This window comes from Rhizobium sp. Leaf453 (assembly GCF_001425605.1).
GTDB lineage: Bacteria > Pseudomonadota > Alphaproteobacteria > Rhizobiales > Rhizobiaceae > Pararhizobium.
This window is the reverse complement of record NZ_LMRG01000023.1, coordinates 403863-427164: the sequence shown is the minus strand read 5'-3', so window position 1 is coordinate 427164 and position 23302 is coordinate 403863. Positions and strand designations below refer to the sequence as shown.

The following is a 23302-nucleotide window of genomic DNA, read 5'->3' as shown; positions in this document are numbered from 1 at the left end:
ACCTGCGACATTTCCGCTGGGCAAAGGGAAGGAAAGCACTTTTCCCAACGGTTCATGCCTAAGCATGAACACTCGAATTGTTCGCACGTGCGTAACGCATCACCATGCCGGGGTCCGCAGAGACCAGTGAAAAGTTTGCGCTGGAACTGATCAAATCAGTTCGGTGACGCAACCGGCCTATAAAATTTCCGGTTTAAAAAGGGGAACGACATGGCGTCAGTATGCAGTTTCTTACCAGATCTGCTTTGTAAATTTCCGGCTATCGATGAAGCTACCATCCGCGTCGTACGCAAGAGCGTCGACGAGGGTTTCAAGGGACTTGTTCGCGCCTACACCAACGCGATCGACGTCCTGGTTCAGCCGCTCCAGGTGTTTTTGAACTTTCTCGAAAGCCTTTTCGTCAATTCGCCATGGATCGTCATCATGGCGCTCATGGTCGCGATCGTCTATTACGGCAGCCGCAACATGCGCATCACGGTCGGCACGGCCCTGTCGATGGTTGCGATCGGCCTTGTCGGTCTGTGGAACGACACGATGATCACGCTGGCGATGGTCACAGTCTGTACGTTGATCGCCATCCTGGTCGGCATTCCGATCGGCATTCTCATGGCGCGGTCGGAGCGGGCGCAGTCGATCATCAATCCCGTCCTCGACGTCATGCAGACGATGCCGAGCTTCGTCTACCTCATCCCTGTCGTCATGATCTTCGGCATCGGCAAGGTGCCGGGCCTGATCGCCGTCGTCATCTATGCGGTACCGCCGATGATCCGCCTGACCAACCTTGGCATCCGGCTCGTCGATAAGGAAGTATTGGAAGCTGCCGACGCCTTCGGGTCGTCGCAATGGCAGCGCCTCAAGAACGTCCAGATCCCGTTGGCGCTCCCAACCATCATGGCCGGCATCAACCAGACGATCATGATGTCGCTGGCCATGGTCGTGGTCGCATCGATGGTGGGCGTCGGCGGTCTCGGCCGCAACGTTCTCCAGGCGATCAACAACCAGTTCTTCACTGTCGGCTTCCTCAACGGCTTCGCGCTCGTTGCGATTGCCATCATTTTTGACCGGACCAGCCAGGCTTACGGCAGACGGCTGCAGAAGCATTCGGAGGTGATCCATGGCTAGTCACGCAATCGAGGTGAAGAGCCTCTACAAGATCTTCGGCCCGCGCGGCAAAGAGTTTGTCGACCAGGTCAAGGCCGGCATGGGCAAGGGTGAACTCAACGAAAAGCACGGCCATGTGCTGGGCCTGCAGGACATCAACATCTCCATGCCCGCCGGCGGCATCATGGTCGTCATGGGGCTTTCGGGCTCCGGCAAGTCGACGCTCATTCGCCATATCAACCGGCTCATTGACCCAACCTCCGGCGAAGTCCTCTACGACGGCGTCGATGTCTGCAAGATGAACGAGAACGATCTTCGCGAATTCCGCCGCCACAAGACGGCGATGGTGTTCCAGAAGTTTGCGCTCCTGCCGCACCGGACCGTGATCGAAAACACGATCTACGGCCTGGAAATCCAGGGTGTGCCGGACGACGAAAGCCGCAAGCGCGCCAAGGGCTGGATCGAGCGGGTCGGTCTGAAAGGGTTTGAAAACCACTATCCAAATCAGCTGTCCGGCGGCATGCAGCAACGCGTCGGTCTTGCCCGCGCGTTGACCAATGATGCCGATATCCTGCTGATGGACGAAGCCTATTCGGCGCTCGATCCGCTGATCCGCGTGGATATGCAGACCGTTCTGCTCGATCTGCAGAAGGAACTGAAGAAGACCGTGGTGTTCATCACCCACGACCTCGACGAAGCGCTTCGCCTTGGCGACAAAATCGCCATCCTGCGTGACGGCAAGGTGATCCAGCAGGGTACCGGCCAGGAAATCGTCCTGAAGCCGTCGGACGAGTACATCACCGCCTTCGTCAAGGAAGTGAACCGCGGCCGGGTGATCAATGTCGAAACGATCATGAAGCCGCTGTCGGGCAATCCGGAAGGCACGCCGATCGTCGTCGGCACGGTGCTCGAAAGTGCGGCACGCCTGATGACGGTGTCCAATCAGACAGTCGCTCATGTCGTTGATGGTAACGGCCGTGCGATCGGCTCCATAGATCTCGCGACGATTATCGCCGCGATGGTCACGCCGATCAGCCATGAGAAGATCCCACAGGCTGCGGAATAATTCGAGGCCATGGACATCACGAAAGCGCCCGGTGACGGGCGCTTTTTTCGTTGGCACGGCAGGATTCACGCAGGCTTAACCACGATGGGTCAGGATAGGGAAACGCCCCTTCGGCCGTCGTGCCGCAGCGCTTCCTCAATTCGGCCGGTCCCATGCAACGTCATGCCTCGACAGCCTCGCGGGATTATCACCGCCTTGCCGTTCCTCCCCTGCCCGAGGATAGCCTGCTGACGGCCCGGATCATGCCGAGCCTCGCCGCCTTCCTGTCCGGCTTCGGTCTATTGCTGATCGCGCTGACATTGATGCCGTTTCCAAGCCCCTACGACACGGACACGAGTTCCTCCAACGACGGCAACATCATCAATCAGCTGGGTTACCTCGGCCTGGGTGCCATCTACCTGTTCGCCATGCTGGCAGTCGTTGACACGCGGGTCCTGAAACGGCTGATTTCACCGAGCTGGATCATTATCTTCGCGGTGGCGTTTTTTTCCTGCCTGCAATCCTACGATCCGACGGCCTCGGCACGCGGATTGATGCTCAGCCTGATCGCCATGATCCTCGTTGCCGGTGTGTTGGTCCTGCCGCGCAGCGAGACGGATTTCGTCAATGCCGGGGCAAACGCGATCCTGTTTCTTCTGCTGGTAAACTATGCGGCGCTGGTGGTGGCGCCGGACAGGGCGATCCATATGGCGACAGGCGGAGAGCCATGGCATGCCGGTTTCTGGAAAGGCCACCTGATCCACAAGAACGTCACGGCTCCGGTCTTTTCCGTGCTCTGCATGTTCGGAATCTATTGCTGGCGCGCAGGAGCAACCGTCCGCGGGGTGCTGATCACCTTTCTGGCCTTCAATTTCGTACTGCATACCGGCTCGAAAACGACCATCGGCTTCCTGCCGTTGGCGATCATGCTGGTGATGGGCGGACGCATGGTCGGTAAGCCGGGTTTGATGGTGGTTGCTCATTTTGTCTTCACCGCACTGATCTTCTGTCTGACGCTTGGCAGCATCTATTCCCACACGTTCCTGTCGATCACATCAATGTTGCTGGAAGACGCGACATTCACCGGACGCGACGATATCTGGAAATTCGCAAGCGCCAGCATCCCCAACAATCTCTGGCTCGGGCACGGTTATGCCAGCTTCTGGCTGTCACCGGTCATTCGCGGCATGGAAGCCAATTTCGAGGCGAACTGGGACGTCCGCGGCATCGTGTCGGGGCATAACAGCTATCTCGACGCGGTCCTGACCTTTGGCCTTGCCGGCGGCGTCATCATCATCCTGATGCTTTTCGTCAAACCGTTCTACGATTACCTGCGCGCAAACCGCAGGCCGGAGAGCCGCCACTTTGCCGACTTCTGCATCATGGTGATCATCTTCATGACCTATAACGGCATGATGGAGAGCTTCCTGCTCAATCGTGCCGATCCGATGTGGCTTCTGATGGCTCTTGCCGTCTTCGGATTGGGGCTTTTGGCGCGAATGGGCGTGCGCGTGCCGCACTGATCAAGGTCAAAGTTATTGCAATCACATAAAGATATCTTTATGTGATTGTATAACTCGTTTGAATCAGGAAGTCATCATGACCGTTCACGCCAATCCGCTCTCCGACCTTCTCGCCGAAAAAGGCGTGCTTCTTGCAGATGGCGCCACCGGGACGTCGCTGTTCGCCATGGGCCTGGAGGCCGGCGAAGCGCCTGAACTCTGGAACGAGAGCAAGCCGGACAACATCACCAAGCTGCATCAGGATTTCGTCGATGCCGGCGCCGACATCATCCTCACCAATTCCTTCGGCGGCACACGCCATCGCCTGAAGCTTCACCAGGCGCAGGACCGCGTCTACAACCTCAACAAGCGCGCTGCCGAAATCGCGCGCGCAGTTGCCGACGCGGCACCACGCAAGGTGATTACCGCCGGTTCGGTCGGCCCGACCGGCGAACTGCTGATCCCGCTCGGTGCGATGAGCTATGAAGATGCCGTCGCCGCCTTCGTCGAACAGATCGAAGGTTTGAAGGCTGGCGGCGCGGAAGTCGCATGGATCGAAACGATGTCGGCCCCGGATGAAATCCGGGCAGCAGCCGAAGCAGCCGTCAAGGTCGGCCTGCCCTACGTCTACACCGGCTCGTTCGACACGGCCGGCAAGACGATGATGGGCCTGCATCCGAAGGACATGTTCGCGGTCGGCCAGGACATCGGTGACGGTCCGATCGCCACTGGCGCCAATTGCGGCGTCGGCGCCTCCGACATCCTGTCCTCGCTGCTCGACATGACCGAAGCCAATCCGGATGCGACGATCATCGTCAAGGGAAATTGCGGCATCCCGGAATTTCGCGGTTCGGAAATCTATTATTCCGGCACACCGCCGCTGATGGCCGACTATGCCCGCCTTGCCCGCGATGCCGGCGCCAAGATCATCGGTGGATGCTGCGGAACGTCGTGCGAGCATCTGGCCGCGATGCGGGTCGCGCTCGACACCTACACGCCGAACGAACGTCCGACGCTTGAGACGATCGTCGAGCGCATCGGCCCGCTGCGCAACAAGACCGCCAATGAAGGCGCAGCAGCCCCAGCCCGCGAACGCGGCAGCCGTCGTCGCTGACTACCGAAAATGTGACGTTTCGATGAGATAAAGGGCTGGAAGCGTCAAGCTTCCAGCCCTTCATGCATTTTGGGCAGCCTGGAAAAACCGGATGTAACGATCCTTGAGCCCCAGTTGAATGCAATCCGTCATCAGGACGCTCAACTGGACGATCGAATCGATATCCTGCTCCTTGGCAATAAGGCCGGCGATGTAGGTGACGGTCTTATCAAACTTTTCCGGGGACTGCCGAACCTGTCGCAGGAAATCGGATAGCAGCACCCGGCAGTTCATCATGAAGACGCGGCGCCGCTCTTCCGGTGCCAGCGGCAAGGAGCGTCGCAGGCTGAAGATATGCAGGTCGAGGAACATCAGGAAGGTGAAGAAATCAGCCGTATGTTCCGGCAGCCCGACCTTTCGATATTGTGATGCCTGCATTTCATCGAGCTCATCCGCCCAGCGGCCCAGATCGTAGCGATAAACCAGCGACGGATCATGCAGCATGCGACCGGCGGTGAATAGCGAAAGGCAGATCGCCCAGTCGCAATAGCCACCATTCGTCGGATGAGAATCGACGAAAAGGCGCATCAATGGCACGAACAGGCTGGTGCGGAATATGCTGTAATAGACGCTGTTGTTGCCCTCGGCCTTGCGATTGTATTCCGCCAATCGCTCATCCGCCGCAGGGGCATCGATGGTGAACGTTTCGGTCTTCAGGACGCTACCACTCTGGGTCCAGATCTCGGTGGTTGGCCGCACACCGGCGACGTCGTCCGGCAGACTTGCCAGATCAATCGGAACATGACCTTCGACAAAACGGATTTCATCGTCATCGCCCATGGGCAAAAGAAACGGCGTATCAGCACTTGAAAGAGCCCGCATCCAGTTCGCCGAGGCGTCCTGATCGGAAGAGGCTATGTAGCGAAGGTTAAATGAGCGGCCTTCAAGGAAGGCGCGCTTCGCAGGATCACCGGAATTGTCGGAAATGATCAGCTGCGCTCCGACGCGTTCGGCATAGGCAAGAGCGCTCTCGATGGATTTCACCGAGCGAGACAGATCACGGTTGCTGGGCATGCATATGGAGAGAAGCGGCATGATGAAATCCAGGAAAGAAGACGCATTTCGTGACGTTCGAAAGCAAACAAGACCTAATACAGATAGGCCTGTGCCAAGCTGATGAATGGACCCCACGCCAGTTTTGCTCCAGCATCGTCTTTTACAGGGACTGACAGCAAACGGCATGCAGTGGACACCCCGACATTGGGTCCGATACGCGAGCCACGAAAGCAAAGGAGCACACACATGAACGGCGCCTCCGCCACTTTCCCGGACCGCGATTCGGTCGCAGCCAAGCTGTCGACCCTCGGCGAGAGCGAGCAATCCTATCTGCTTTTACTGATGGAAAACGCCGCCCAGGACGAAAATCTGGTCGAGGGCCTTTATCGCCATCTCGATCTCGCCGCGGGCGCCCGAATGCTCAATTCGCTCAAGCTGGAACAGCTCGGTGATTGGCTGGGCTCTAATGCCCCTGCCCGGCTTCAGATTCGGCTGATGGAAGCGGCGAAATCCGGTCAGCACGCAGCTTACGTCGCCTTTCGCACCGGGCTCGTCCGATCCGGCGGACTGGAAAAGGCCTACCCGAAGGCCTGAAGCAGATTGTCTTTGCAAACGGAAACGCCCTCCGCACGAACGGAGGGCGTTTTGCGTTGACGTGATCGCCGGCTATTCGCCGCCAAGGCTCTTGGCAAGCCGGACCAGATTGAGGAACTCCGCGCGGTAGCCATAGGCATCCTCACCGCGCGCGCCGGAGGCGAGATCGAGGATCGAGCCGTAGGGATAGGCGGAGACAGCATCGGTACCGCGCAGCTTTTGCCCGAAGGCAGCGACCGCGACAGAGAAGCGGACGTCCTGGCTGGCCTTGTCGAGAGACGGTACGGCATTGGTCTCAGTCACCGGCGTCGTGATCAGCTTGCTGGTATCGCTGTCCGGCTGCTTGTAACGGATTTTCAGGAAGGCAAGCTCACCATTGGCGGCAACCGGTGCATCCGCGGTCTCGGCCGGCTTCTTACCATAGCGCAGATCGTCGTTGAGAACGGCGGGGCTGCGCTTCGGCGTGATCTCGTAAATCGCGGTCACCCGGTGGCCGGAGCCGATGTCGCCGGCATCCACCCTGTCATTGTTGAAATCCTCACGTTTCAGCGCCCGGGTCTCGTAGCCGATCAGCCGGTATTCGGCGATCTGCTGCGGATTGAACTCGACCTGGAACTTCACGTCCTTGGCGATCGGGAAAAGTGACGAACCCGCCTCCTCGACCAGAGATTTCTGTGCCTCGGCCAGCGTGTCGATATAGGCCGCCGTACCGTTGCCATTCTGCGCCAGCGTCTGCATCAGGGCGTCGTTGTAATTGCCACGGCCGAAACCGAGCACGGAGAGGAAGATACCGCTCTTGCGCTTGGCCTCCATCGTCGTCTTCAATTCCTCGTCGCTCGACGGACCTACATTGAAATCGCCGTCGGTCGCCAGCATCACCCGGTTGACGCCACCCTTGACGAAGGCGCGCTGGGCGAGATCGTAGGCTGCCTCCAACCCTTGAGCCCCGGCCGTCGATCCGCCCGGCTGCAGCGTGTCGATCGCCGACAGGATTTTCGCTTTGTCCTTGATCGCCGTCGGCTCCAGCACGATCCCGGCATTGCCGGCATAGGTGACGATGGACACGGTATCCTCCGGCTTCAATTTCTCGACCAGCAGGCGGAAGGCGCTTTTCAGGAGCGGCAGCTTGTCAGGCTCGTCCATCGAGCCGGAAACGTCGATGAGGAAAACGAGGTTGGCGCGGGGCGCGGTGGCCGGCGCGACGTCGTAGCCCTTGATACCCACATGCATCAGCCTTGTATTGGCATTCCACGGCGTCGGCAGCACGGTCACCGTCGCCTTGAACGGCTGGTCCTTGTTGTCCGGCCCCGCCCAGTCATAGGGGAAATAGTTGATCATCTCCTCGACACGGACGCTATCGCGATCCGGCAACTGCCCGGCCATCAGCGCCTTGCGCACGAAGGAATAGGAGGCCGTATCGACATCGGCCGAGAACGTGGACACGGGGTCGGTGGCGACAGACTTGACCGGATTGGTGTCGGCCTCGGTAAAGCGGTCGCGGTTTTCTTCCGGCTGGGCGATCGTGTCCTGCGGCACAGGTGACGGCATGATTTCCGCGACGGCGCCGACCATCGATTCGGTTGCAACGGCCGAAGGTGGCGCGGCGAATTGCGTGCGTCGCGCCGGGCTCGCGGCATCGTTCATTTCAGCTTCGTGCTGTACTATCTCAGGTGCCGCCTGTTTGCTTAAAGTGACATCGCCGTCCGCCCTTTCCCGGGGTGCCGGTTCCGGATACAACTGCGGATCAGACTGCTGAGCAAGTCCACCGGACGGTTGCGCCACGGGCTTGGTGTCGGCGAAAGTCTTATCGACCTCCGCATCTGCCTTCGGCTTCGACAATTCCTGCTTCTTTGTGTCGTTCGGCACATCCTTGCCGGCGACCTTGATCTGCTGTCCCCCGGTGTCCACCGGCAACCCGCCGCGCGTCAGTTCGAGCGTGAGGAAGGCGGCGGCGGGCACCACGAGAAGCGTGGCAAGTGCCGAACCTGCGAGAAATTTCCTGTTCATGACGGGGCTCCATAGCCAGTTGATTATGGAGCTTTGACGCCGGGCGCCGGTGGTTCCTTGGGTGGCATGGGAATTATTTTCAGCATCGTCGAAAGCCTGCATGGCAAGCGACAATGCGCGCTCGCGTGCCGCCTGCGACGGTGCTGGCGGGGCCATTTTGCCAAGTCTGTTCAGATCGTCTGTCATCACATCGTCTCCCTGCCGAGCAGGATTTTCAAACGTTTGCGGGCTTCATGCACATGCCAGGATACGGTCGCCTCCGAACATCCCATCACATCGGCTGCCGCGGAATGGGAAAGCCCCTCGCCGTAGACGAGAAGGACCGCGTCGCCCTGCTTGTCCGGCAATTGCCGCACCGCCTCCCAGAGTGCCTCGGTCTGATCGTGATTGTCATTGGCGGCGCTGCTTGTCGGGTCGGCGAGAAAACTCGCCGCTTTGCGCCGCTCCCGCGACTGGCTGCGCTGGTGGTCGCGCGCGGCATTTAGCGTCAGCGTGTAGAGCCAGGTGCGAAACCGGCTGGCGCCGCGAAATCCGCGAATAGCGCTGGCGAGCTTGAGGCAGACCGTCTGGGCGATATCCTCGGCGTCGCTGACATTGCCGGACCAGCGCCAGGCAACGGCATGCACGAAATCATAGTGCCTTTCCATGAGCATCCCGAAGGCGGTTCGATCGCCTTTTTGTGCCCTGTCGATCAGATCGTCGTCCAATTCATCCGCCCGGATTGATTGCAACTGATACTGAGACGTTCAATCCTGCCCGATCCTTTGGGTCCGGATCGAAATATTTTTATGTGCCCGGAATTTTTCGCGTCACGGCGATGATCGGCCCCATCGGATGGGTGCTGTCATAACGGTCGAGCGCCGGTGCGAAAAGGCTGGAGATGGAGCCATCAAGAAAGAGCGCATTGGCGCAATCGAGTTGATCGCGGAACAACGTTGCAAAGTCGTGGAAGCGCACCGGCTCAAGCGAAATGACGAACACGACCTTGCCAGCACTGTCCACGCCGACGCCATTGCGAATCTGCAGGCTGTCACTCTTCGGCAGGAATGCCGGATGGAGCATGCCGTCGACGACCAACATCGGCCCCGATTGCGTGGCGAGATCCGGGTTCGGATCGGCGTCAATGTAGGCTTCGGTTTCGAGCACACCGGCTTTCCCGCCTTTGAGGAAGAATACCCCATTGGGCTTCAGGTAGAAATTGCCCCAGCTGTGTCCCCGGTCGATCGGCTTGCGCTCGACACTATCCGTCACCAGCAGGCCGACCGAACTCAAGTCCGATTCGTACATGCCGCCATTCACGGCGAATTCGAGATATTCGCCGTCCTGCCGAAGATCGCGCGCGAGATTTTCAAATCCGCCATAGGGCAACCCGTCACGGCCACGATGGTGGATGCGGATGTCGCTGGTCGCGGGATCGAAGCTGCAGACGGCATATCCTTGAGTCAGGTGCGTCACCGTGCGGCAGACGGCTTCGGCTGAGTCAGCGAAAGGCAGAAATGCAGTCATGGCGAACCCGATGCTTAGGGAGCGAAACATACTTTACACTTCTCCATTTTCCGCTGGCTTGTCATGGGACAAAAGCGAAATCGGGGCGGAAAATCTACAAAGTCAGGGCAGCCATATGAAAGCGCAACTGTTCTGTCGAGTACCGGTAATCGATGCCGACGGGACAGGCATTGCGGGCCAGACAGCCGCTCTGCATGCACCCCTTCTCTCCAGCTTCGATTCTCAGATGCGTGCGGCAGGGCGTCAACTGAAAACCCGATGACAGCACGGCGTCGGCGGGACAGGTCAAGAGGCACGGCTTGTCCGGACAGTGATCGCAGGGATGACGATCCGGCGGCGGCGCAGGCATTGGCAGAAAATGATCGAAACCGAGCGCACCGCGATAACCGTGCCACAACCCATAGACCGGATGGATGAGGATGCCGAGCGGCGAGGCTTTCAGCCCCTCGGCCCGCATCGCCCAATGCTGAAACGGCTTCCAGGGTGGGTCAGAAGGAAAATAGGCTGTCGCGCCGAGCGTATGCGCCACAGGCTCGATCACCGCCTTCGACCAGTCGTCGAGCGGATTGTCGCTACCGGGCATCCTTGCCCACCAACGCTCGAACGCCGGCCAGATCGAGCTACCGACATTGCCCAACAGAACTACGCTGCGGGCGGACGTTCCGTCCTTCAAGGGTGGCGACGCATCATCCTTGGAAAAATTGACGACACCGCGCAAAAAAACTCCGTGCGGCGCAAGCGCGGCACGGAGTTCGTTCAAGACATCATGATGGGATGCCGCGGGACCGGTCATTTCGGCTTCGGTCCCTGCCTGTCGTAATGTTGGCGCCAGACTTCCTTCTGGATGAAGTCTGCTACTTGCGCCGCTCCGCCTTGCTCCCTGGCTTGTTCGGGCTCTCTTCAAGTGAAGGCGTCGGGCATCGAATCCTTCTTCTTGGCGATGAAGTCGAGAAGAGCTGCATCGATGTCGGCGTCGAGCGGCGGACGCTCGTAGTGCTCCAGCCAGCTGCGGGCGAGCGCATTGGCGCGCTGCTCGACCCGCTTTTCGCCCTCGATTTCCCACTGTTCGAAGGAGTTGTTGTCGGCGAGCGCAGACCGGTAGAATGCGGTCTGGAAGTTCGCCTGCGTATGGGCGCAGCCAAGATAGTGGCTGCCGGGACCGACTTCGCGGATCGCGTCGAGCGCTTGGGCGTTGACGCTGAGATCGACGCCTTCCGCCATCTTCTGCATCATGCCGAGTTGGTCCTGGTCGATCATGAACTTTTCGTAGGACGAGACGAGACCGCCTTCCAGCCACCCGGCGGCGTGCAGCACGAAATTGGTGCCGGCAAGCAGCGTCATGTTCAGCGTGTTGGCCGATTCGTGGGCTGCCTGTGCATCCGGAACCTTCGAGCCACAGAGCGAACCGCCCGTACGGAACGGCAGGCCGAGACGGCGGGCGAGCTGGGCGGCGCCATACGAGACCAGTGACGGCTCGGGCGTGCCGAAGGTCGGCGCGCCCGACTGCATCGAGATCGAGGCAGCGAAGGTTCCGAACAGGACCGGCGCGCCCTTGCGGATGAGCTGGGTGAAGGAGGCACCGGCCAGAACTTCCGCCAGGATCTGCGTCAGCGTGCCGGTAACCGTGACCGGGCTCATGGCGCCGGAGAGGATGAACGGCGAAACGACGCAAGCCTGGTTATGACGGGCATAGACCTTCAGTGCGCCGAGCATCGTCTCGTCGAAGACCATCGGCGAGTTGGCGTTAATCAGGTTTAGCGTCACGCAGTTGTTTTCGACGAAGTCATCGCCGAAGACGAGCTTGGCCATGGCGATCGTGTCTTCGGCGCGCTCGGGCGCCGTCACCGAGCCCATGAACGGCTTGTCGGAATATTTGATGTGGCTGTAGACCATGTCGAGATGGCGCTTGTTCACCGGCACGTCAACCGGTTCGCAAACCGTGCCGCCCGACGAGTGCATCGACGGCGCCATATAAGCGAGTTTCACGAAATTGCGGAAATCCTCGATCGTCGCATAACGGCGGACACCTTCGAGGTCGCGAACGAAGGGAGGGCCGTAGACGGGCGCAAAGACAGTCGCCTTGCCACCGATATGGACGTTGCGCTCCGGGTTACGGGCATGCCAGGTGAATTCCTTCGGCGCGGTCTTCAGGAGTTCGCGGCAAAGGCCCTTGGGAAAATGGACGCGCTGGCCGCGCACATCGGCGCCTGCCTGCTTCCAGAGTTCCAGCGCCTCGGCATCGTCACGGAACTCGATGCCGATCTCTTCCAGGATGATCTCGGCATTGGCTTCGATCAGCGCCAGGCCTTCCTCGTCCAGCACTTCATATTCACGAATCTTGCGGGTGATATTGGGCAAGGAAGGGGCCGCGCCACCGCCTGTGCGCGATGCGCGCCGTGCAGCAGCACCCCGGCCTTCACCACGCGAACGGCGGCCGCCGGTCTCTTCCGTCTGTTCCGTCAACTCAGTCATCTGTCTTCCTCTCCCGCGCCTTGTCTGCGCAATGCTGAACCTATGCTAGCAAGACCACGCATCCGAACGGTTCTCAATGCGCCAACGGGTGGCGCAACTCGAACACGATTGCAACGCCCATAATCGGCAGACGGCAGTTCCAAGCCAAGATATCGTCGGCAACGGCATAGTCCAGTTCAGACGCGTGTGCCTTCACGCCCTCAGATGGCGACCTGCTCGCCAATCTCCACGACGCGATTTGCCGGCAGCTTGAAATAGGATGAGGGATCGATACCGAGCCCGGCCAGTGCGATGTAGAGATTGTCCTGCCAATGCGGCAATCCCGAGTTCGGATCGCCGAGCAGGGTTCGCCGGCCGAGGTAGAACGACGTCTTCATGATCTCGAAGTTGAAATCGGTCTTCTTCTTGCAGACGGCCAGTGCCTTCGAGACATTCGGCTCGTCCATGAAGCCGAAACACAATTCCAGCCGCATGAACCTGTCGCTGATCGGCGTAAAGGTCGCGCGCTCGTCGTCGGAAATGTAGGGCTTTTCCGAGGTGATGACGGTCAGGATGACGTTCTTCTCGTGAAGGACGTGATTGTGCTTGATGTTGTGAAGCAGGACAGCCGGCGTCTTGTCGCCGACGCTGGTGAGGAACACCGCGGTTCCCGGGACCGTCGCCGGGGCATGGCTCGACTTCTCGATCGAATGAACGAATTTTTCGAGCGGAATATCGTTGCGGGCCGTCTTTTCGCGCAAGAGGCGGGATCCCTTCGTCCACGTCCACATGATCACCATGATACCAAGCGCCAGCGCCACCGGCACCCAGCCGCCATCATGAATCTTGATCAGGTTGGCGCCGAGGAAGATGGCCTCCAGGATAAACAACGGCAACAGCACGGCACCGGCCGTAATGGCCGACCATTTCCAGATGGACCGGAGGAACTGGAAGGCCATCAGCGTGGTCACGACCATCGCTCCGGTGACCGAGATCCCGTAGGCAGTCGCCAGGGATTCCGAATCGCCGAACGAGAAGATCAGGACGATGACGCCGACAAAAAGCAAAACATTGACGGCAGGTACGTAAATCTGTCCCGTGTTCGTCTCGGAGGTAAACTTGATCAGCAGACGCGGCAGGAAGCCGAGGTGAACGGCCTGGCGGGCAAGCGAGAAGGCTCCCGTGATCACCGCCTGGCTGGCAATGATGGTGGCCATGGTCGCCAGGATGACGACGGGAAGAAGCGCCCAATCCGGATACATCAGATAGAACGGATTGTCGGCGGCTTGCGGGTTTGCGAGCACGAAGGCGCCCTGCCCGAGATAATTCAGCGCCAGTGCCGGAAACACCAGAATGAACCATGCCGTCTGGATCGGCTTGCGACCGAAGTGGCCGAGATCGGCATAGAGCGCCTCGGCGCCCGTGACAGTCAGGAAGACGGCACCAAGGACGATCAAGCCGACAAATCCCGCGTGGGTGATGAACCACACGGCGTTCAGCGGATTGAGCGCCTGCAGGATCGTCGCATCGTCGCCGATGTGAAGCAGACCACCCCAGGCCATGACGAGAAACCAGACAACCGTGATCGGACCAAAGAAATTCGAGACGGCTGCCGTGCCCTTGGACTGGACCAGAAACAGAGCAACCATGATCGCGGCCGACATTGGCAGGATGTAATCTGAAAGCACGGGCGTCACCAGCTTCAGTCCCTCCAGCGCCGACATCACCGACAGGGCTGGCGTGATCATCGCATCGCCGATGAAGAGAGCAGCGCCGATGATGCCCGCAAAAAACAGGACCGGCATGTAGCTCCCGGACTTTTTCATCAGCAGCGCCAGCAGCGAAAGCGTGCCGCCCTCGCCATTATTGTCCGCCCGCAACAGGAAAAGCACATATTTGAAAGTGACGATGATGGTCAGCGTCCAGATCATCAGCGAGATCAGACCGATGACCTCGTCCGGGTGGACCCCGTCATGGGAAAAAGGACGAAGTGCCTCGCGGAACGCATAGAGCGGGCTCGTGCCGATATCGCCATAGACGACACCGATGGAGCCGAGAAGCAGGACCAGAAACTTGTTCGTATCCGACTTCGACGCGGGGTCGGCGGCCGTTGATGCTGTCATGAAGGGCTCCGGCGCCGAAGGCGCTTTGAATTGTTCGCCCTTATATGATGCAGTGCAGCGTTTCCGGCAATTGCTTATCGGTCGGCAACCTGAACATTCGCTGTTGAAAGCTCTCACGCACAAGCCGGATACCGCAGGTTAAAAATGCCCGCGGACCAAGCGCGCGCTATGACGCCCGCGCCCCACTGGCCCTGAACGCTCCGGCCATCAATCCTGCGACGATATCGACAACAAACTCCGGTGAAGCCGGACGTTTGTTGGCTTCGAATGCCAATCCGATGACAGCCGAAGATCCCGTCGCGGACGGCACGGGCCAGAGATCGAACCGCGACGCTTCGGCGGGATAGGCCCCGGCCCGCGTGGCGCTGCCGTGCTCGAGCGACAACCGCGCCGCGTCGAGTTCCCCTGCCTGTGGCTCCACGCCACCAACGGTCTTCGTCGAGACGATCTTGCCCGAATCGATCAGCATCACCGTCGAGGGCACCTGAAACAGGGAGGCGAGAGCCTGCGCGGTCAGGACGAGCGTCTTGTCCATATCCGTCGCTTTCAGCATGTCCCGGCTGTAGCCATGCAGGAGGTCCGTCTGCCTGCGAAGCAATGCCGCATCGCTTGCACGGCGACGGGACGTATGGGCAATGCTGCTGACCACCAGCCCCACCAGGAAAAGCAGGGCGATCGCCCAGACATTTGCGGGGTCATCGACCGCCAGCGAGTAGCGCGGTTCCGTCAGGAAGAAGTTATAGGACAGCGCGCCCAGCACGGCCGACAGCAAGGAAGAGCCCAAGCCGAACACGAGCCCGCAGATGATGACCGGCAGGACGAAAATCAGCGAGACATTGGGGATCGTCATGCCGTTGTCGAGGCCGACGGCAATGACGGTGGCGGCGGCCGTCATGCCGACCGAAGCGAGGCAGGCGATGAACGCGGATGGACCGGGGGCCGCGATATTCGGCTCCGGGTCGAAACCGGACCTCGGCGCCGCCGGGCCATTCATGGGGGATTCGACACTGCTCATGATCCAACTCCTTCCAGTGCGACATCGCGTTTCAGAAGACTGTGGCCAGTTCAGACGCACCCTGATGATGCACCTGAACGGTCTGGGATAAAAAAGGGGGCGCGGGTCGTTTTAGGGGGAAACACACGCCCCAAAGCATCAGGCCGCGCGGCCGGCGTAGGTGTTCAGCGGCACCGCACCGATCGTCACCCCTTCAAGTTCAACACACTTTCCCTTGGGGGCGCAGCAGATGGCGCGGGCATCGCGGTTGCTTTGCTCGCCGGCGAAATGCAGCGCTGCCGCCTCGTTTGCGAACAATCCGCCGACACGGCCGAGCCTGTCCTGCACGACCCACCAGCCATGATGATCCTGGCCCACGGTGAAACGCGCTGTTGCGGAAAGCGAATGTTGAATGGGGTATCGACTGCCCATGATCCTTTTAACCTTGTGTTGTTGACGGGATCCCCGATCGTTTCTCGATCGAAGGTCATCGCCCCTCGAAAATAGAGGTGCGGTCGTATCCGTTCCATTCGGAACGAATGGCTGTTTTCTTAAAATCTCATAGGAATTGCCGCGCTTGCCGTGTCGGTTTGCACAGCACCGGCGCAAGCGCCATCCTGATCGCGGCGGTGGTTTCTGCAGCGACCGGCGTCAATGGCAATCGAACGTCGTCACTCAGGCCTCGCAGGAGGCTCAGGCCATATTTTACCGCAGCCGGCATGGGCTCGCGCTCCAATGCGTGAAACAGCGGATTCAACCGCTCCTGCAAATGTTGCGCTGATTGCATGTTTCCGGTCGCCAGTGCCTGGTGTAGCGCAACCGTCAGGCGCGGAACGAGGTTGGCTGCCGAAGAGAAGACGCCACATCCACCTGCGATCGTGAACGGAAGAGCTGTCAGATCATTCCCCGAATAGAGGGAGAAATGCTGGCGCAAGGCATTCGGCATTGTCATGAGACGCCTGATGTCACCTGTCGCATCGACGATGCCGATGACGGAGGGCAGCGTCGCGAGCCTCTCCAGTGTCCGGGGCGCCAGGTCGATGGCCGTCCGCTGCGGCGCGAGACCGATGATGATGGGCAAATCGACACGTCCGGCAAGCGCTTCATAATGGCGATAGATGCCTTCCTGAGCGGGCTTGTTGTAGTATGGCATCACGATGTAGGCCGCTGCAGCCCCGAGATTCCTAGCTTCCGCCGTGCGCGCGACCGCCGTTTCGGTGCAGTTCGTACCGGTACCTGCCAGAACAGGAACGCGGTTCCGGGCGGTCGCAACCGCGATCCGGATCATGTTTGCCCGTTCCGTGTCCGAGAGAGCCCAGCTTTCGCCGGTCGGGCCAGCCACAAGCAACCCCGCGATACCCGTCGAAATCTGCCATTCGATCAGATCCTCTAAGGATGCTTCGTCCAGCTTGTCACCGTTGAACGGCGTAACAAGGTCGCAGATCGCGCCGTGAGGACGTGAAAATTCACTCATTGGCGAACTCCTGATGGTGACTGGCTCTCAACCGCCTCCCTGCCCTCGGTTGGCGATCTTGTGGAATTGCGCTCCGCAGCAGGGCAATCAGCATGGCGGCGGCCGGATCGTGATGATTCCCGGTTACCGGCCGGCCACGGCCCAACGCGCCTGCGACCTGAACCGTAGCATGCCAGCGGTCACCCCTTTGCTCATGGCGGGAAAACTCGCGCGATGGCCGGCAAGCCTTCGCAAGAAGGCGCAAAGCACTGCCAAACGCGTCCTTTTCCATGAGGTCGTGGAGCATGGGAGAGTGCCGGATGTCTTCCGGTAGTCCGGCAGTGTCAGGCAGGAGACGCACGGCCTCCCAAATGTAGTGTTCCCGCAGCACGCGGGCGGCGCATACCCGTGCCAGAAGGCTGGCCAACGCCGTCCGCAGAGACGTCTGTCCGGTCGCCGAAGCAACCTCCACCATCGGAGACCCGTTCATCGTCGTCATCACATGGCCTCAGGCGGTTGCGAGGATGGCCGCAACAAAAGCAAGGGAAAGCCCGATCGCGACGATATTCAGAACCGCCGTCATCCGCGCCCGCCTCTGCCGCTGAACAGAACGCTGGCGCCCGGCATGGAGGATGCCGCTTCGGGAGGCGGATTTCGCGTAACGGAATGGATCGGTCGTCGGTATCGGCATCGGTCTGCTACCTGTTTCGGATGACGGGAAACGTAGAGCCGCCATCCATAGGAATGCCATTCCGGAAGATCGGCAAAGGTATAAAGATTTCATAGCATCCCGATCGACATTCAAACGGAACGCCGATACTGCCGGGACAAGCCGCCGATCAAACACAACCAATGCCTCTGACAGCCCCTCTTTCCGTCCTGTTCCGACATTCCCTTTCGCGTGCAGAAAACCATGTTAAACAACGCCGTCGTTTTTCACGGCATGCGACGTCGCTTTCGAAAAGAGCTTTTGAAAACAACAAAGCTAAGTATAGTGGCTGCGTCGGGAGGAATGGGCCTGACAGCGCCTGGAACCGAGGAAACCTATCATGGCAGATGACGAAATCATTCTCGAGGATCTTTCCGACGACGAACTCGTGCAGCAGATGCACGACGACCTCTACGACGGCTTGAAGGAAGAGATCGAGGATGGAACGAACATCCTCTTGAAGCGCGGCTGGGCACCCTATGACGTGCTGACGCAGGCACTGGTCGAAGGCATGCGCATTGTCGGCGTCGACTTCCGCGACGGCATCCTGTTCGTTCCGGAAGTTCTTCTTTCCGCCAATGCCATGAAGGCCGGCATGGCCATCCTGCGCCCGCTGCTCGCCGCCACCGGTGCGCCGAAGCAGGGCAAGGTCGTCATCGGCACGGTCAAGGGCGACATCCACGACATCGGCAAGAACCTTGTCGGCATGATGATGGAAGGCGCGGGCTTCGACGTCATCGACCTCGGCATCAACAATCCCGTCGAGAACTATCTCGAGGCGATCGAGCGCGAGAAGCCCGATATTCTCGGCATGTCCGCCCTTCTGACCACGACCATGCCTTACATGAAGGTCGTGATCGACACGATGAAGGAAAAGGGCATGCGCGACGACTACGTCGTTCTGGTCGGCGGTGCACCGCTGAACGAGGAATTCGGCAAGGCCGTCGGCGCCGACGCCTACTGCCGTGATGCCGCTGTTGCCGTGGAAACCGCAAAGGAATTCATGAAGCGCAAGCACAATCAGCTGTCCGGCGCCTGATCAAACACGTTTGAACATGCAAAAACCGGCCGTGCTGATGAAAAGCGCGGCCGGTTTTCTTATATCAGGGCGGAATCAGTTGGCGGCGCGCTCGACGCTGCGGCCGGCATCCTGCGTCGCATCCACCGCGTTTGCCGTGTCACGGCCCATACCGCGAATGGTGTTGCCGCAAGAAGCGAGCGTCGTGAGCGAGAACAGAACGATACCGATCGTTGCGATTGTCTTTGCAGTCATGGGATGGGTTCCTTGCACTTTTGCCGGGTAGATTGACGAGGAAGAAGGATCTTCGGCTATGGAACGCGCGAAAGCGGAAAAAGTTCACGTCATTGGTTGCGGAGCCATCGCTCGCGAAATCCTGGCCGTCTGCGAGGTCAACGGGCTCGGCCATATCGATCTGACCTGTCTTCCCGCCATCTGGCACAACACACCGGAAAAAATCACGCCCGGCCTCAAGGCAGCCATCGACAAGGCGCGCGCCGAAGGATTCGGACGCATCTTTGTCGCCTATGCCGATTGCGGTACAGGCGGCCTGCTCGACACGCTCTGTGAAGACGAAAAGGTCGAGCGAATTGCCGGACCGCACTGTTTTTCCTTCTTCGCCGGCAACGAGGCGTTCCAAAACGGCTGGGATGACGATTTCACCTCGTTCTTCCTGACCGATTTCCTTGCCCGCCAGTTCGAGGCCTTCGTGATCGAGCCGCTCGGCCTCGACCGGCATCCGGAACTCCGCGACATGTATTTCGGTCATTACAGGAAACTCGTCTATCTCTCGCAGGTCGAGGACGAAAAGCTGCAGGAAAAAGCGAAGAAGGCAGCGCAAACGCTTGGTCTCGAATACGAATATCGCTTCACCGGCTACGGCGACCTGACGCCAGCACTGCTGCAGGCGTGATCATGTCGCAGGCAACCATCTGTTAGCCTTGCGCCCAGTTTATGCCCGCGCCTCGATTTGATTAAGTCCATCGTAAGGGCTCGACGCCACACTCCGTCCCACAAGCACAACAAAAGGACGACGGGGATGACGGACACTTTCGCGACGGGGCTTTCGCCGAGAACGGCGGTACATGACCATCCGCAACAGCTTTCCCAGCTTCTTCGCAACCTCGCCCTCAATGCCGGCCCGAAGATCACCCTGCGCGATCTCGCCATCGCCATGGAGGACCGCTCCTTCGGCGCCTTTCTCGTTGTCTTCGCCCTTCCCAATCTTATTCCGCTTCCGCCCGGCGCGACCTTCATTCTCGGCTTGCCGCTGATCTTTGTCGCCTGGCAGATGTTCGCCTCGCGCCGCAGCCGCATCTGGTTACCCAAGCGTATGGGCGACTATGCCTTCGAGAACGCCGCATTCTTCGTCTTCGTCAACCGCATCTCGCCCTGGCTCCAGCGCGCGGAAACCTTGGTCCGGGCGCGATTCTGGTTTCTCGGTGGCCGGATGGCCGAACGCCTGATCGGGCTCCTGGCGCTGATCCTTGCGATCGTCATCTTCCTGCCGATCCCCTTCGGCAACTGGCTGCCCGCTTTCGCGCTCGCCGTCATCGGTTTCGCCCACACAGAGCGGGATGGTTTGGGGCTTGCTGCCGGTGCCCTGATCGGTATCGTCTCGCTCGCCGTTGCAGGCGCGGTCGTACTTGCTGCCGGCGCGCTCCTGACCTTCATCTTCTGAAAACCGGAACATCGCCGAGCATGACGCCCGCCGCCAACAAAACGATCCTTGTCGTCACCGCCGGCGGCCGAAACCCGCAAATCCTGATCAATACGCTGGCATCGCGTTTTGTCGACGTCGCTGTGTTGCAGGAACAACCGGAATCCAAGTCTGTCTTCGTCAAGCGGCGCGCCCGCAAACTCGGCTGGATCACCGCCGTCGGCCAGCTTGCGACAATGATCGCCTCACGACTGGGCAAGCGGCTCACCGAGCAGCGATCCGACGACATCATTCGTAATTACGGGGTCAGCGACCGCATCGATCCGGCAATCCCGATCACATCCATGGAATCGATCAACAGCGAGCAGGCGGTCCGGCATATCCGGACACTCCAGCCAGCCGTCATCTTTCTTGTCAGCTGCCGCATGCTGTCGCCGGCAACGCTGGCAACCATCCCCTGCCCCGTCATCAATTTCCACGCGGGCATCAATCCGCAATATCGTGGACTGATGGGCGGATACTGGGCGCGGGTCGAGAACGATGAGGATAATTTCGGCGCCACGGTGCATCTGGTCGATGCCGGTGTCGATACGGGCGGCATCCTTTACCAGTCGCGCATCAAGCCGTCGAAAAGCGACACGATGCACACCTACCCGCTGTTGCAGACGGCGGCGTCCACCGACATCGTCATCCAGGCCATTGAGGACGCCTTGTCCGGCACGCTCAAACCGTTGACGGCAAACGGTCCTTCGCGACAATGGTATCATCCGCCGATCTGGACATGGCTCTGGAATGGCATCTCGCGCGGCATCTGGTAGTTATATCGCCGACAGACAAGATAGGTCGCTTTTGAGCATGACGCGCGTCGTGCCAAGGTGAGCCCCGATGCGCGTATATGCGCATTGTCAGGCCGGAGGAGATTTCGGGCATATGGCAGACCGCATTATCGTTTACTGGCGCGACATTCCCGCCCAGGTCATCATCAAGCAGGGTCGCAAGACCGCCAAGCGCGAACTCACCCTGCGCTTTACCGAGGCGATCGACATGTGCGCCATGCGCACCGGGGCGGCCGACAGCGGTGACTATCTCGCCGAATGGCGAAAGGCCGACCCGACGCCCGTTTCCGACGATCTGGAAATGGAAGCGGACAAGGCCGCAGCCGAACTCGAGGCGGCCTATGACCGGGAGCGACTGGTCGCTCTCGTGAAATCCGGTGGAAAAGACAATGGCTGACGCAAAACCCGGCAATGCCGCCCCCGCCAAGAAGGCCGCGACCGGCGCCTACACTCCTTCGGGTGTCTCGCCCAACCGCCGCGCCCGCCGAAGCTACACGATCCGTTTGTGGGCCGTGCGTCATTCCCGCTTTCTCGAATGGTTCTACCACCGTTTCGCCGATGTGTTCCTGCTGTTGCATCCGCTCTGGAAAGCCGTCGGTTACAACCGTGTTGAAGCGCCGATCACCTTCATCGAGCGCAACGTGAAGGGTCTCTTGTTCGACTGTCGCATGTGCGGCCAATGCGCGCTCTCATCGACCGGCATGTCCTGCCCGATGAACTGCCCCAAGCAGTTGCGCAACGGTCCCTGTGGCGGCGTTCGCGCCAATGGCAATTGTGAAGTCGAGCCGGACATGCCCTGTGTCTGGGTCAAGGCCTGGGAAGGCTCGCGCAACATGGTGAAGGGGGATGCGATCCTGAACGTGCAAAAACCCGTCAACCAGTCGCTGCGGGAGACGTCGTCCTGGCTGCGCGTGACCGCGCAGGCCGCTGAAGCCCGTGAAGCAGCAGCCGCTGCAAAGGACGCCTGACACCATGGCCCATATCGATGAAAATCCCCTTGGCCGCCATCTTCCGCTCGATCCCCTGCCCGGCCATTCCTCGCGTGGCCGTCTGGAGCGTGTCCTGCGCCGCGGCGAGTTTGCCGTCACGGCCGAACTGAACCCGCCCGACAGCGCCAATCCCGAGGATGTCTACGAGCGCGCGGCCATTTTCGAAGGCTGGGTCGATGGCATCAACGCGGTCGATGCCTCCGGCGCCAACTGCCACATGTCCTCGGTCGGCATCTGCGCACTGCTGACCCGCATGGGTTACGCGCCGATCATGCAGATCGCCTGCCGCGACAAGAACCGCATCGCCATCCAGGGCGATGTGCTGGGGGCTGCCGCCATGGGCGTGGCCAACATCATGTGCCTGACGGGCGACGGCGTACAGGCCGGCGATCAGCCGGGCGCAAAACCCGTCTTCGACCTCGACTGCATGTCGCTGCTCGAAACCGTGCGCGTCATGCGCGACAATTCGAAATTCCTCTCCGGCCGCAAGCTGACGACGCCGCCGCAGGTCTTTCTCGGTGCTGCAATCAATCCGTTCGCGCCGCCTTATGATTTCCGTCCCTATCGCCTGGGGAAGAAGATCGAGGCCGGCGCGCAGTTCGTTCAGAGCCAGTATTGTTTCGACGTTCCGATGTTCCGGGAATACATGAAGAAGGTGCGCGATCTCGGCTTTGACGAGAAATGCTACATCCTTTGCGGCGTCGGTCCGCTGGCATCCGCCAAGACGGCCAACTGGATCCGCAACAACGTGCCGGGCATCCATATTCCCGATGCGATCATCAAGCGGCTCGAAGGCGCGCAGGACCAGAAGAAGGAAGGCAAGCAGCTCTGCATCGACATCATCAACGAGGTGAAGGAAATCCAGGGCGTCTCCGGCGTTCACGTGATGGCCTATCGCCAGGAAGAATATGTCGCCGAGATCGTGCATGAATCCGGTGTCCTGAAGGGACGTACACCCTGGAAGCGCGAGGAAAATCCTGGCGATCACCGAGTGGCCGAGCGGATGGAATCGCTGAAGGACGGCAAGACCGAAAATCCGCAGGAAATGGCCGATGTCGCGGCCCATCGCCCGCACTGAACAAATTTGAGTACAACAGGTTCGGTCGGGAGGCCGAGCCTTTGACAATCCCTTCCGGCGCATGACAGAGATCAAGCGCCCCACCGC

At 60.0% G+C, this 23302-nt stretch carries 24 protein-coding genes; 12 read left to right on the top strand and 12 right to left on the bottom strand.

What is annotated here, in order from left to right; translation table 11 throughout:
- Window positions 1-210 precede the first annotated feature (210 nt).
- The 4 genes from ASG68_RS20140 (at window position 211) to bmt (ending at window position 4762) form a co-directional block, all read left to right on the top strand.
- The gene (locus ASG68_RS20140; RefSeq protein ID WP_062580342.1) at window positions 211-1122 is read left to right on the top strand and encodes an ABC transporter permease; all 912 of its coding nucleotides are present in this window, start codon (window positions 211-213) and stop codon (window positions 1120-1122) included.
- Window positions 1115-2167 carry a quaternary amine ABC transporter ATP-binding protein gene (locus ASG68_RS20135; RefSeq protein ID WP_062580340.1) on the top strand — a complete coding sequence of 351 codons (1053 nt, stop codon included), beginning with the start codon at window positions 1115-1117 and terminating at the stop codon, window positions 2165-2167. Before ASG68_RS20140 ends, ASG68_RS20135 begins: the two co-directional genes overlap by 8 nt.
- A 152-nt stretch (window positions 2168-2319) precedes the next feature.
- Window positions 2320-3669, top strand: coding sequence for an O-antigen ligase family protein (locus ASG68_RS20130; protein WP_156373740.1), 1350 nt, complete (start codon window positions 2320-2322; stop codon window positions 3667-3669).
- A gap of 76 nt (window positions 3670-3745) precedes the next feature.
- Window positions 3746-4762, top strand: a complete 1017-nt coding sequence (gene bmt / locus ASG68_RS20125; RefSeq protein WP_062580335.1) for a betaine--homocysteine S-methyltransferase — start codon at window positions 3746-3748, stop codon at window positions 4760-4762.
- Between the two features lie 60 nt (window positions 4763-4822).
- Here bmt and ASG68_RS20120 read toward each other — a convergent pair whose 3' ends face one another.
- Complete coding sequence (locus ASG68_RS20120; protein ID WP_156384897.1) at window positions 4823-6043, bottom strand: hypothetical protein; 1221 nt, start codon at window positions 6041-6043, stop codon at window positions 4823-4825.
- Here ASG68_RS20120 and ASG68_RS20115 point away from each other — a divergent pair, their 5' ends adjacent.
- Window positions 6044-6391: a hypothetical protein gene (locus ASG68_RS20115; RefSeq protein ID WP_062580331.1), complete on the top strand. Its 348-nt coding sequence runs from the start codon at window positions 6044-6046 to the stop codon at window positions 6389-6391.
- A 72-nt stretch (window positions 6392-6463) separates the two neighbouring features.
- Here ASG68_RS20115 and ASG68_RS20110 read toward each other — a convergent pair whose 3' ends face one another.
- From ASG68_RS20110 to ASG68_RS20060, 10 genes are all read right to left on the bottom strand, one after another.
- Window positions 6464-8584: a vWA domain-containing protein gene (locus ASG68_RS20110; RefSeq protein ID WP_062610059.1), complete on the bottom strand. Its 2121-nt coding sequence runs from the start codon at window positions 8582-8584 to the stop codon at window positions 6464-6466.
- Entirely contained in the window at window positions 8584-9105 is a 522-nt protein-coding gene (locus ASG68_RS20105; RefSeq protein WP_062580326.1) for an RNA polymerase sigma factor, read from the bottom strand. The genes ASG68_RS20110 and ASG68_RS20105 overlap by 1 nt, the downstream gene beginning before the upstream one ends.
- Before the next feature lie 79 nt (window positions 9106-9184).
- A complete protein-coding gene (locus ASG68_RS20100; RefSeq protein WP_244484285.1) occupies window positions 9185-9904 on the bottom strand; it encodes a phosphodiester glycosidase family protein in 720 nt (239 codons plus the stop codon).
- Window positions 9905-9998: 94 nt separating this feature from the next.
- The gene (locus ASG68_RS20095) at window positions 9999-10697 is read right to left on the bottom strand and encodes a hypothetical protein (RefSeq protein ID WP_062580322.1); all 699 of its coding nucleotides are present in this window, start codon (window positions 10695-10697) and stop codon (window positions 9999-10001) included.
- Between the two features lie 107 nt (window positions 10698-10804).
- Window positions 10805-12376 (bottom strand): trimethylamine methyltransferase family protein, encoded by a 1572-nt coding sequence (locus tag ASG68_RS20090; protein ID WP_062580320.1) that lies wholly within the window; start codon window positions 12374-12376, stop codon window positions 10805-10807.
- A gap of 200 nt (window positions 12377-12576) precedes the next feature.
- Window positions 12577-14478, bottom strand: coding sequence for a potassium transporter Kup (locus ASG68_RS20085; protein WP_062580318.1), 1902 nt, complete (start codon window positions 14476-14478; stop codon window positions 12577-12579).
- Window positions 14479-14644: 166 nt separating this feature from the next.
- Complete coding sequence (locus ASG68_RS20080) at window positions 14645-15493, bottom strand: DUF4118 domain-containing protein (RefSeq protein WP_062580316.1); 849 nt, start codon at window positions 15491-15493, stop codon at window positions 14645-14647.
- A gap of 138 nt (window positions 15494-15631) precedes the next feature.
- On the bottom strand, window positions 15632-15904 hold the full coding sequence (locus ASG68_RS20075) for a hypothetical protein (protein ID WP_062580313.1): 273 nt from the start codon (window positions 15902-15904) through the stop codon (window positions 15632-15634).
- A gap of 127 nt (window positions 15905-16031) precedes the next feature.
- On the bottom strand, window positions 16032-16946 hold the full coding sequence (gene dapA, locus ASG68_RS20070; RefSeq protein ID WP_062580311.1) for a 4-hydroxy-tetrahydrodipicolinate synthase: 915 nt from the start codon (window positions 16944-16946) through the stop codon (window positions 16032-16034).
- 487 nt (window positions 16947-17433) lie between these two features.
- Window positions 17434-17616 (bottom strand): hypothetical protein, encoded by a 183-nt coding sequence (locus ASG68_RS20060; protein WP_062580307.1) that lies wholly within the window; start codon window positions 17614-17616, stop codon window positions 17434-17436.
- A 358-nt stretch (window positions 17617-17974) separates the two neighbouring features.
- Here ASG68_RS20060 and ASG68_RS20055 point away from each other — a divergent pair, with 358 nt between their 5' ends.
- Entirely contained in the window at window positions 17975-18673 is a 699-nt protein-coding gene (locus tag ASG68_RS20055) for a corrinoid protein (RefSeq protein WP_062580305.1), read from the top strand.
- A 75-nt stretch (window positions 18674-18748) separates the two neighbouring features.
- Here the strand turns inward: ASG68_RS20055 and ASG68_RS20050 are convergent, their stop codons facing one another.
- Window positions 18749-18907 carry an entericidin A/B family lipoprotein gene (locus tag ASG68_RS20050; protein ID WP_062580304.1) on the bottom strand — a complete coding sequence of 53 codons (159 nt, stop codon included), beginning with the start codon at window positions 18905-18907 and terminating at the stop codon, window positions 18749-18751.
- A gap of 58 nt (window positions 18908-18965) precedes the next feature.
- Between ASG68_RS20050 and ASG68_RS20045 the strand changes: the two genes are divergently transcribed.
- The 6 genes from ASG68_RS20045 to ASG68_RS20020 all read left to right on the top strand — a co-directional run bounded on the left by ASG68_RS20045 (window position 18966) and on the right by ASG68_RS20020 (window position 23215).
- The gene (locus tag ASG68_RS20045) at window positions 18966-19565 is read left to right on the top strand and encodes a DUF1638 domain-containing protein (RefSeq protein ID WP_062610057.1); all 600 of its coding nucleotides are present in this window, start codon (window positions 18966-18968) and stop codon (window positions 19563-19565) included.
- Window positions 19566-19691: 126 nt separating this feature from the next.
- The gene (locus ASG68_RS20040) at window positions 19692-20333 is read left to right on the top strand and encodes an exopolysaccharide biosynthesis protein (protein ID WP_062580302.1); all 642 of its coding nucleotides are present in this window, start codon (window positions 19692-19694) and stop codon (window positions 20331-20333) included.
- Window positions 20334-20353: 20 nt separating this feature from the next.
- Window positions 20354-21130, top strand: coding sequence for a formyl transferase (locus ASG68_RS20035; protein WP_062580301.1), 777 nt, complete (start codon window positions 20354-20356; stop codon window positions 21128-21130).
- Between the two features lie 112 nt (window positions 21131-21242).
- Window positions 21243-21545, top strand: coding sequence for a virulence factor (locus ASG68_RS20030; RefSeq protein ID WP_062580298.1), 303 nt, complete (start codon window positions 21243-21245; stop codon window positions 21543-21545).
- Window positions 21538-22116 carry a methylenetetrahydrofolate reductase C-terminal domain-containing protein gene (locus tag ASG68_RS20025; RefSeq protein ID WP_062580296.1) on the top strand — a complete coding sequence of 193 codons (579 nt, stop codon included), beginning with the start codon at window positions 21538-21540 and terminating at the stop codon, window positions 22114-22116. The genes ASG68_RS20030 and ASG68_RS20025 overlap by 8 nt, the downstream gene beginning before the upstream one ends.
- Before the next feature lie 4 nt (window positions 22117-22120).
- Window positions 22121-23215 carry a methylenetetrahydrofolate reductase gene (locus ASG68_RS20020; RefSeq protein ID WP_062580293.1) on the top strand — a complete coding sequence of 365 codons (1095 nt, stop codon included), beginning with the start codon at window positions 22121-22123 and terminating at the stop codon, window positions 23213-23215.
- Window positions 23216-23302: the final 87 nt, after the last annotated feature.

What these genes read in the sequence shown, in the direction of transcription:
- dapA (WP_062580311.1), bottom strand. Translation starts at nt 16,946, where the DNA reads ATGAGTGAATTTTCACGTCCTCACGGCGCGATCTGCGACCTTGTTACG.
- ASG68_RS20025 (WP_062580296.1), top strand. Translation starts at nt 21,538, where the DNA reads ATGGCTGACGCAAAACCCGGCAATGCCGCCCCCGCCAAGAAGGCCGCG.
- ASG68_RS20135 (WP_062580340.1), top strand. Translation starts at nt 1,115, where the DNA reads ATGGCTAGTCACGCAATCGAGGTGAAGAGCCTCTACAAGATCTTCGGC.
- ASG68_RS20045 (WP_062610057.1), top strand. Translation starts at nt 18,966, where the DNA reads ATGGAACGCGCGAAAGCGGAAAAAGTTCACGTCATTGGTTGCGGAGCC.
- ASG68_RS20090 (WP_062580320.1), bottom strand. Translation starts at nt 12,376, where the DNA reads ATGACTGAGTTGACGGAACAGACGGAAGAGACCGGCGGCCGCCGTTCG.
- ASG68_RS20095 (WP_062580322.1), bottom strand. Translation starts at nt 10,697, where the DNA reads ATGACCGGTCCCGCGGCATCCCATCATGATGTCTTGAACGAACTCCGT.
- ASG68_RS20130 (WP_156373740.1), top strand. Translation starts at nt 2,320, where the DNA reads ATGCAACGTCATGCCTCGACAGCCTCGCGGGATTATCACCGCCTTGCC.
- ASG68_RS20055 (WP_062580305.1), top strand. Translation starts at nt 17,975, where the DNA reads ATGGCAGATGACGAAATCATTCTCGAGGATCTTTCCGACGACGAACTC.
- ASG68_RS20115 (WP_062580331.1), top strand. Translation starts at nt 6,044, where the DNA reads ATGAACGGCGCCTCCGCCACTTTCCCGGACCGCGATTCGGTCGCAGCC.
- ASG68_RS20110 (WP_062610059.1), bottom strand. Translation starts at nt 8,584, where the DNA reads ATGACAGACGATCTGAACAGACTTGGCAAAATGGCCCCGCCAGCACCG.
- ASG68_RS20020 (WP_062580293.1), top strand. Translation starts at nt 22,121, where the DNA reads ATGGCCCATATCGATGAAAATCCCCTTGGCCGCCATCTTCCGCTCGAT.
- ASG68_RS20040 (WP_062580302.1), top strand. Translation starts at nt 19,692, where the DNA reads ATGACGGACACTTTCGCGACGGGGCTTTCGCCGAGAACGGCGGTACAT.
- ASG68_RS20140 (WP_062580342.1), top strand. Translation starts at nt 211, where the DNA reads ATGGCGTCAGTATGCAGTTTCTTACCAGATCTGCTTTGTAAATTTCCG.
- ASG68_RS20085 (WP_062580318.1), bottom strand. Translation starts at nt 14,478, where the DNA reads ATGACAGCATCAACGGCCGCCGACCCCGCGTCGAAGTCGGATACGAAC.
- ASG68_RS20030 (WP_062580298.1), top strand. Translation starts at nt 21,243, where the DNA reads ATGGCAGACCGCATTATCGTTTACTGGCGCGACATTCCCGCCCAGGTC.
- ASG68_RS20035 (WP_062580301.1), top strand. Translation starts at nt 20,354, where the DNA reads ATGACGCCCGCCGCCAACAAAACGATCCTTGTCGTCACCGCCGGCGGC.
- ASG68_RS20050 (WP_062580304.1), bottom strand. Translation starts at nt 18,907, where the DNA reads ATGACTGCAAAGACAATCGCAACGATCGGTATCGTTCTGTTCTCGCTC.
- bmt (WP_062580335.1), top strand. Translation starts at nt 3,746, where the DNA reads ATGACCGTTCACGCCAATCCGCTCTCCGACCTTCTCGCCGAAAAAGGC.
- ASG68_RS20100 (WP_244484285.1), bottom strand. Translation starts at nt 9,904, where the DNA reads ATGACTGCATTTCTGCCTTTCGCTGACTCAGCCGAAGCCGTCTGCCGC.
- ASG68_RS20075 (WP_062580313.1), bottom strand. Translation starts at nt 15,904, where the DNA reads ATGGGCAGTCGATACCCCATTCAACATTCGCTTTCCGCAACAGCGCGT.
- ASG68_RS20080 (WP_062580316.1), bottom strand. Translation starts at nt 15,493, where the DNA reads ATGAGCAGTGTCGAATCCCCCATGAATGGCCCGGCGGCGCCGAGGTCC.
- ASG68_RS20060 (WP_062580307.1), bottom strand. Translation starts at nt 17,616, where the DNA reads ATGCCGATACCGACGACCGATCCATTCCGTTACGCGAAATCCGCCTCC.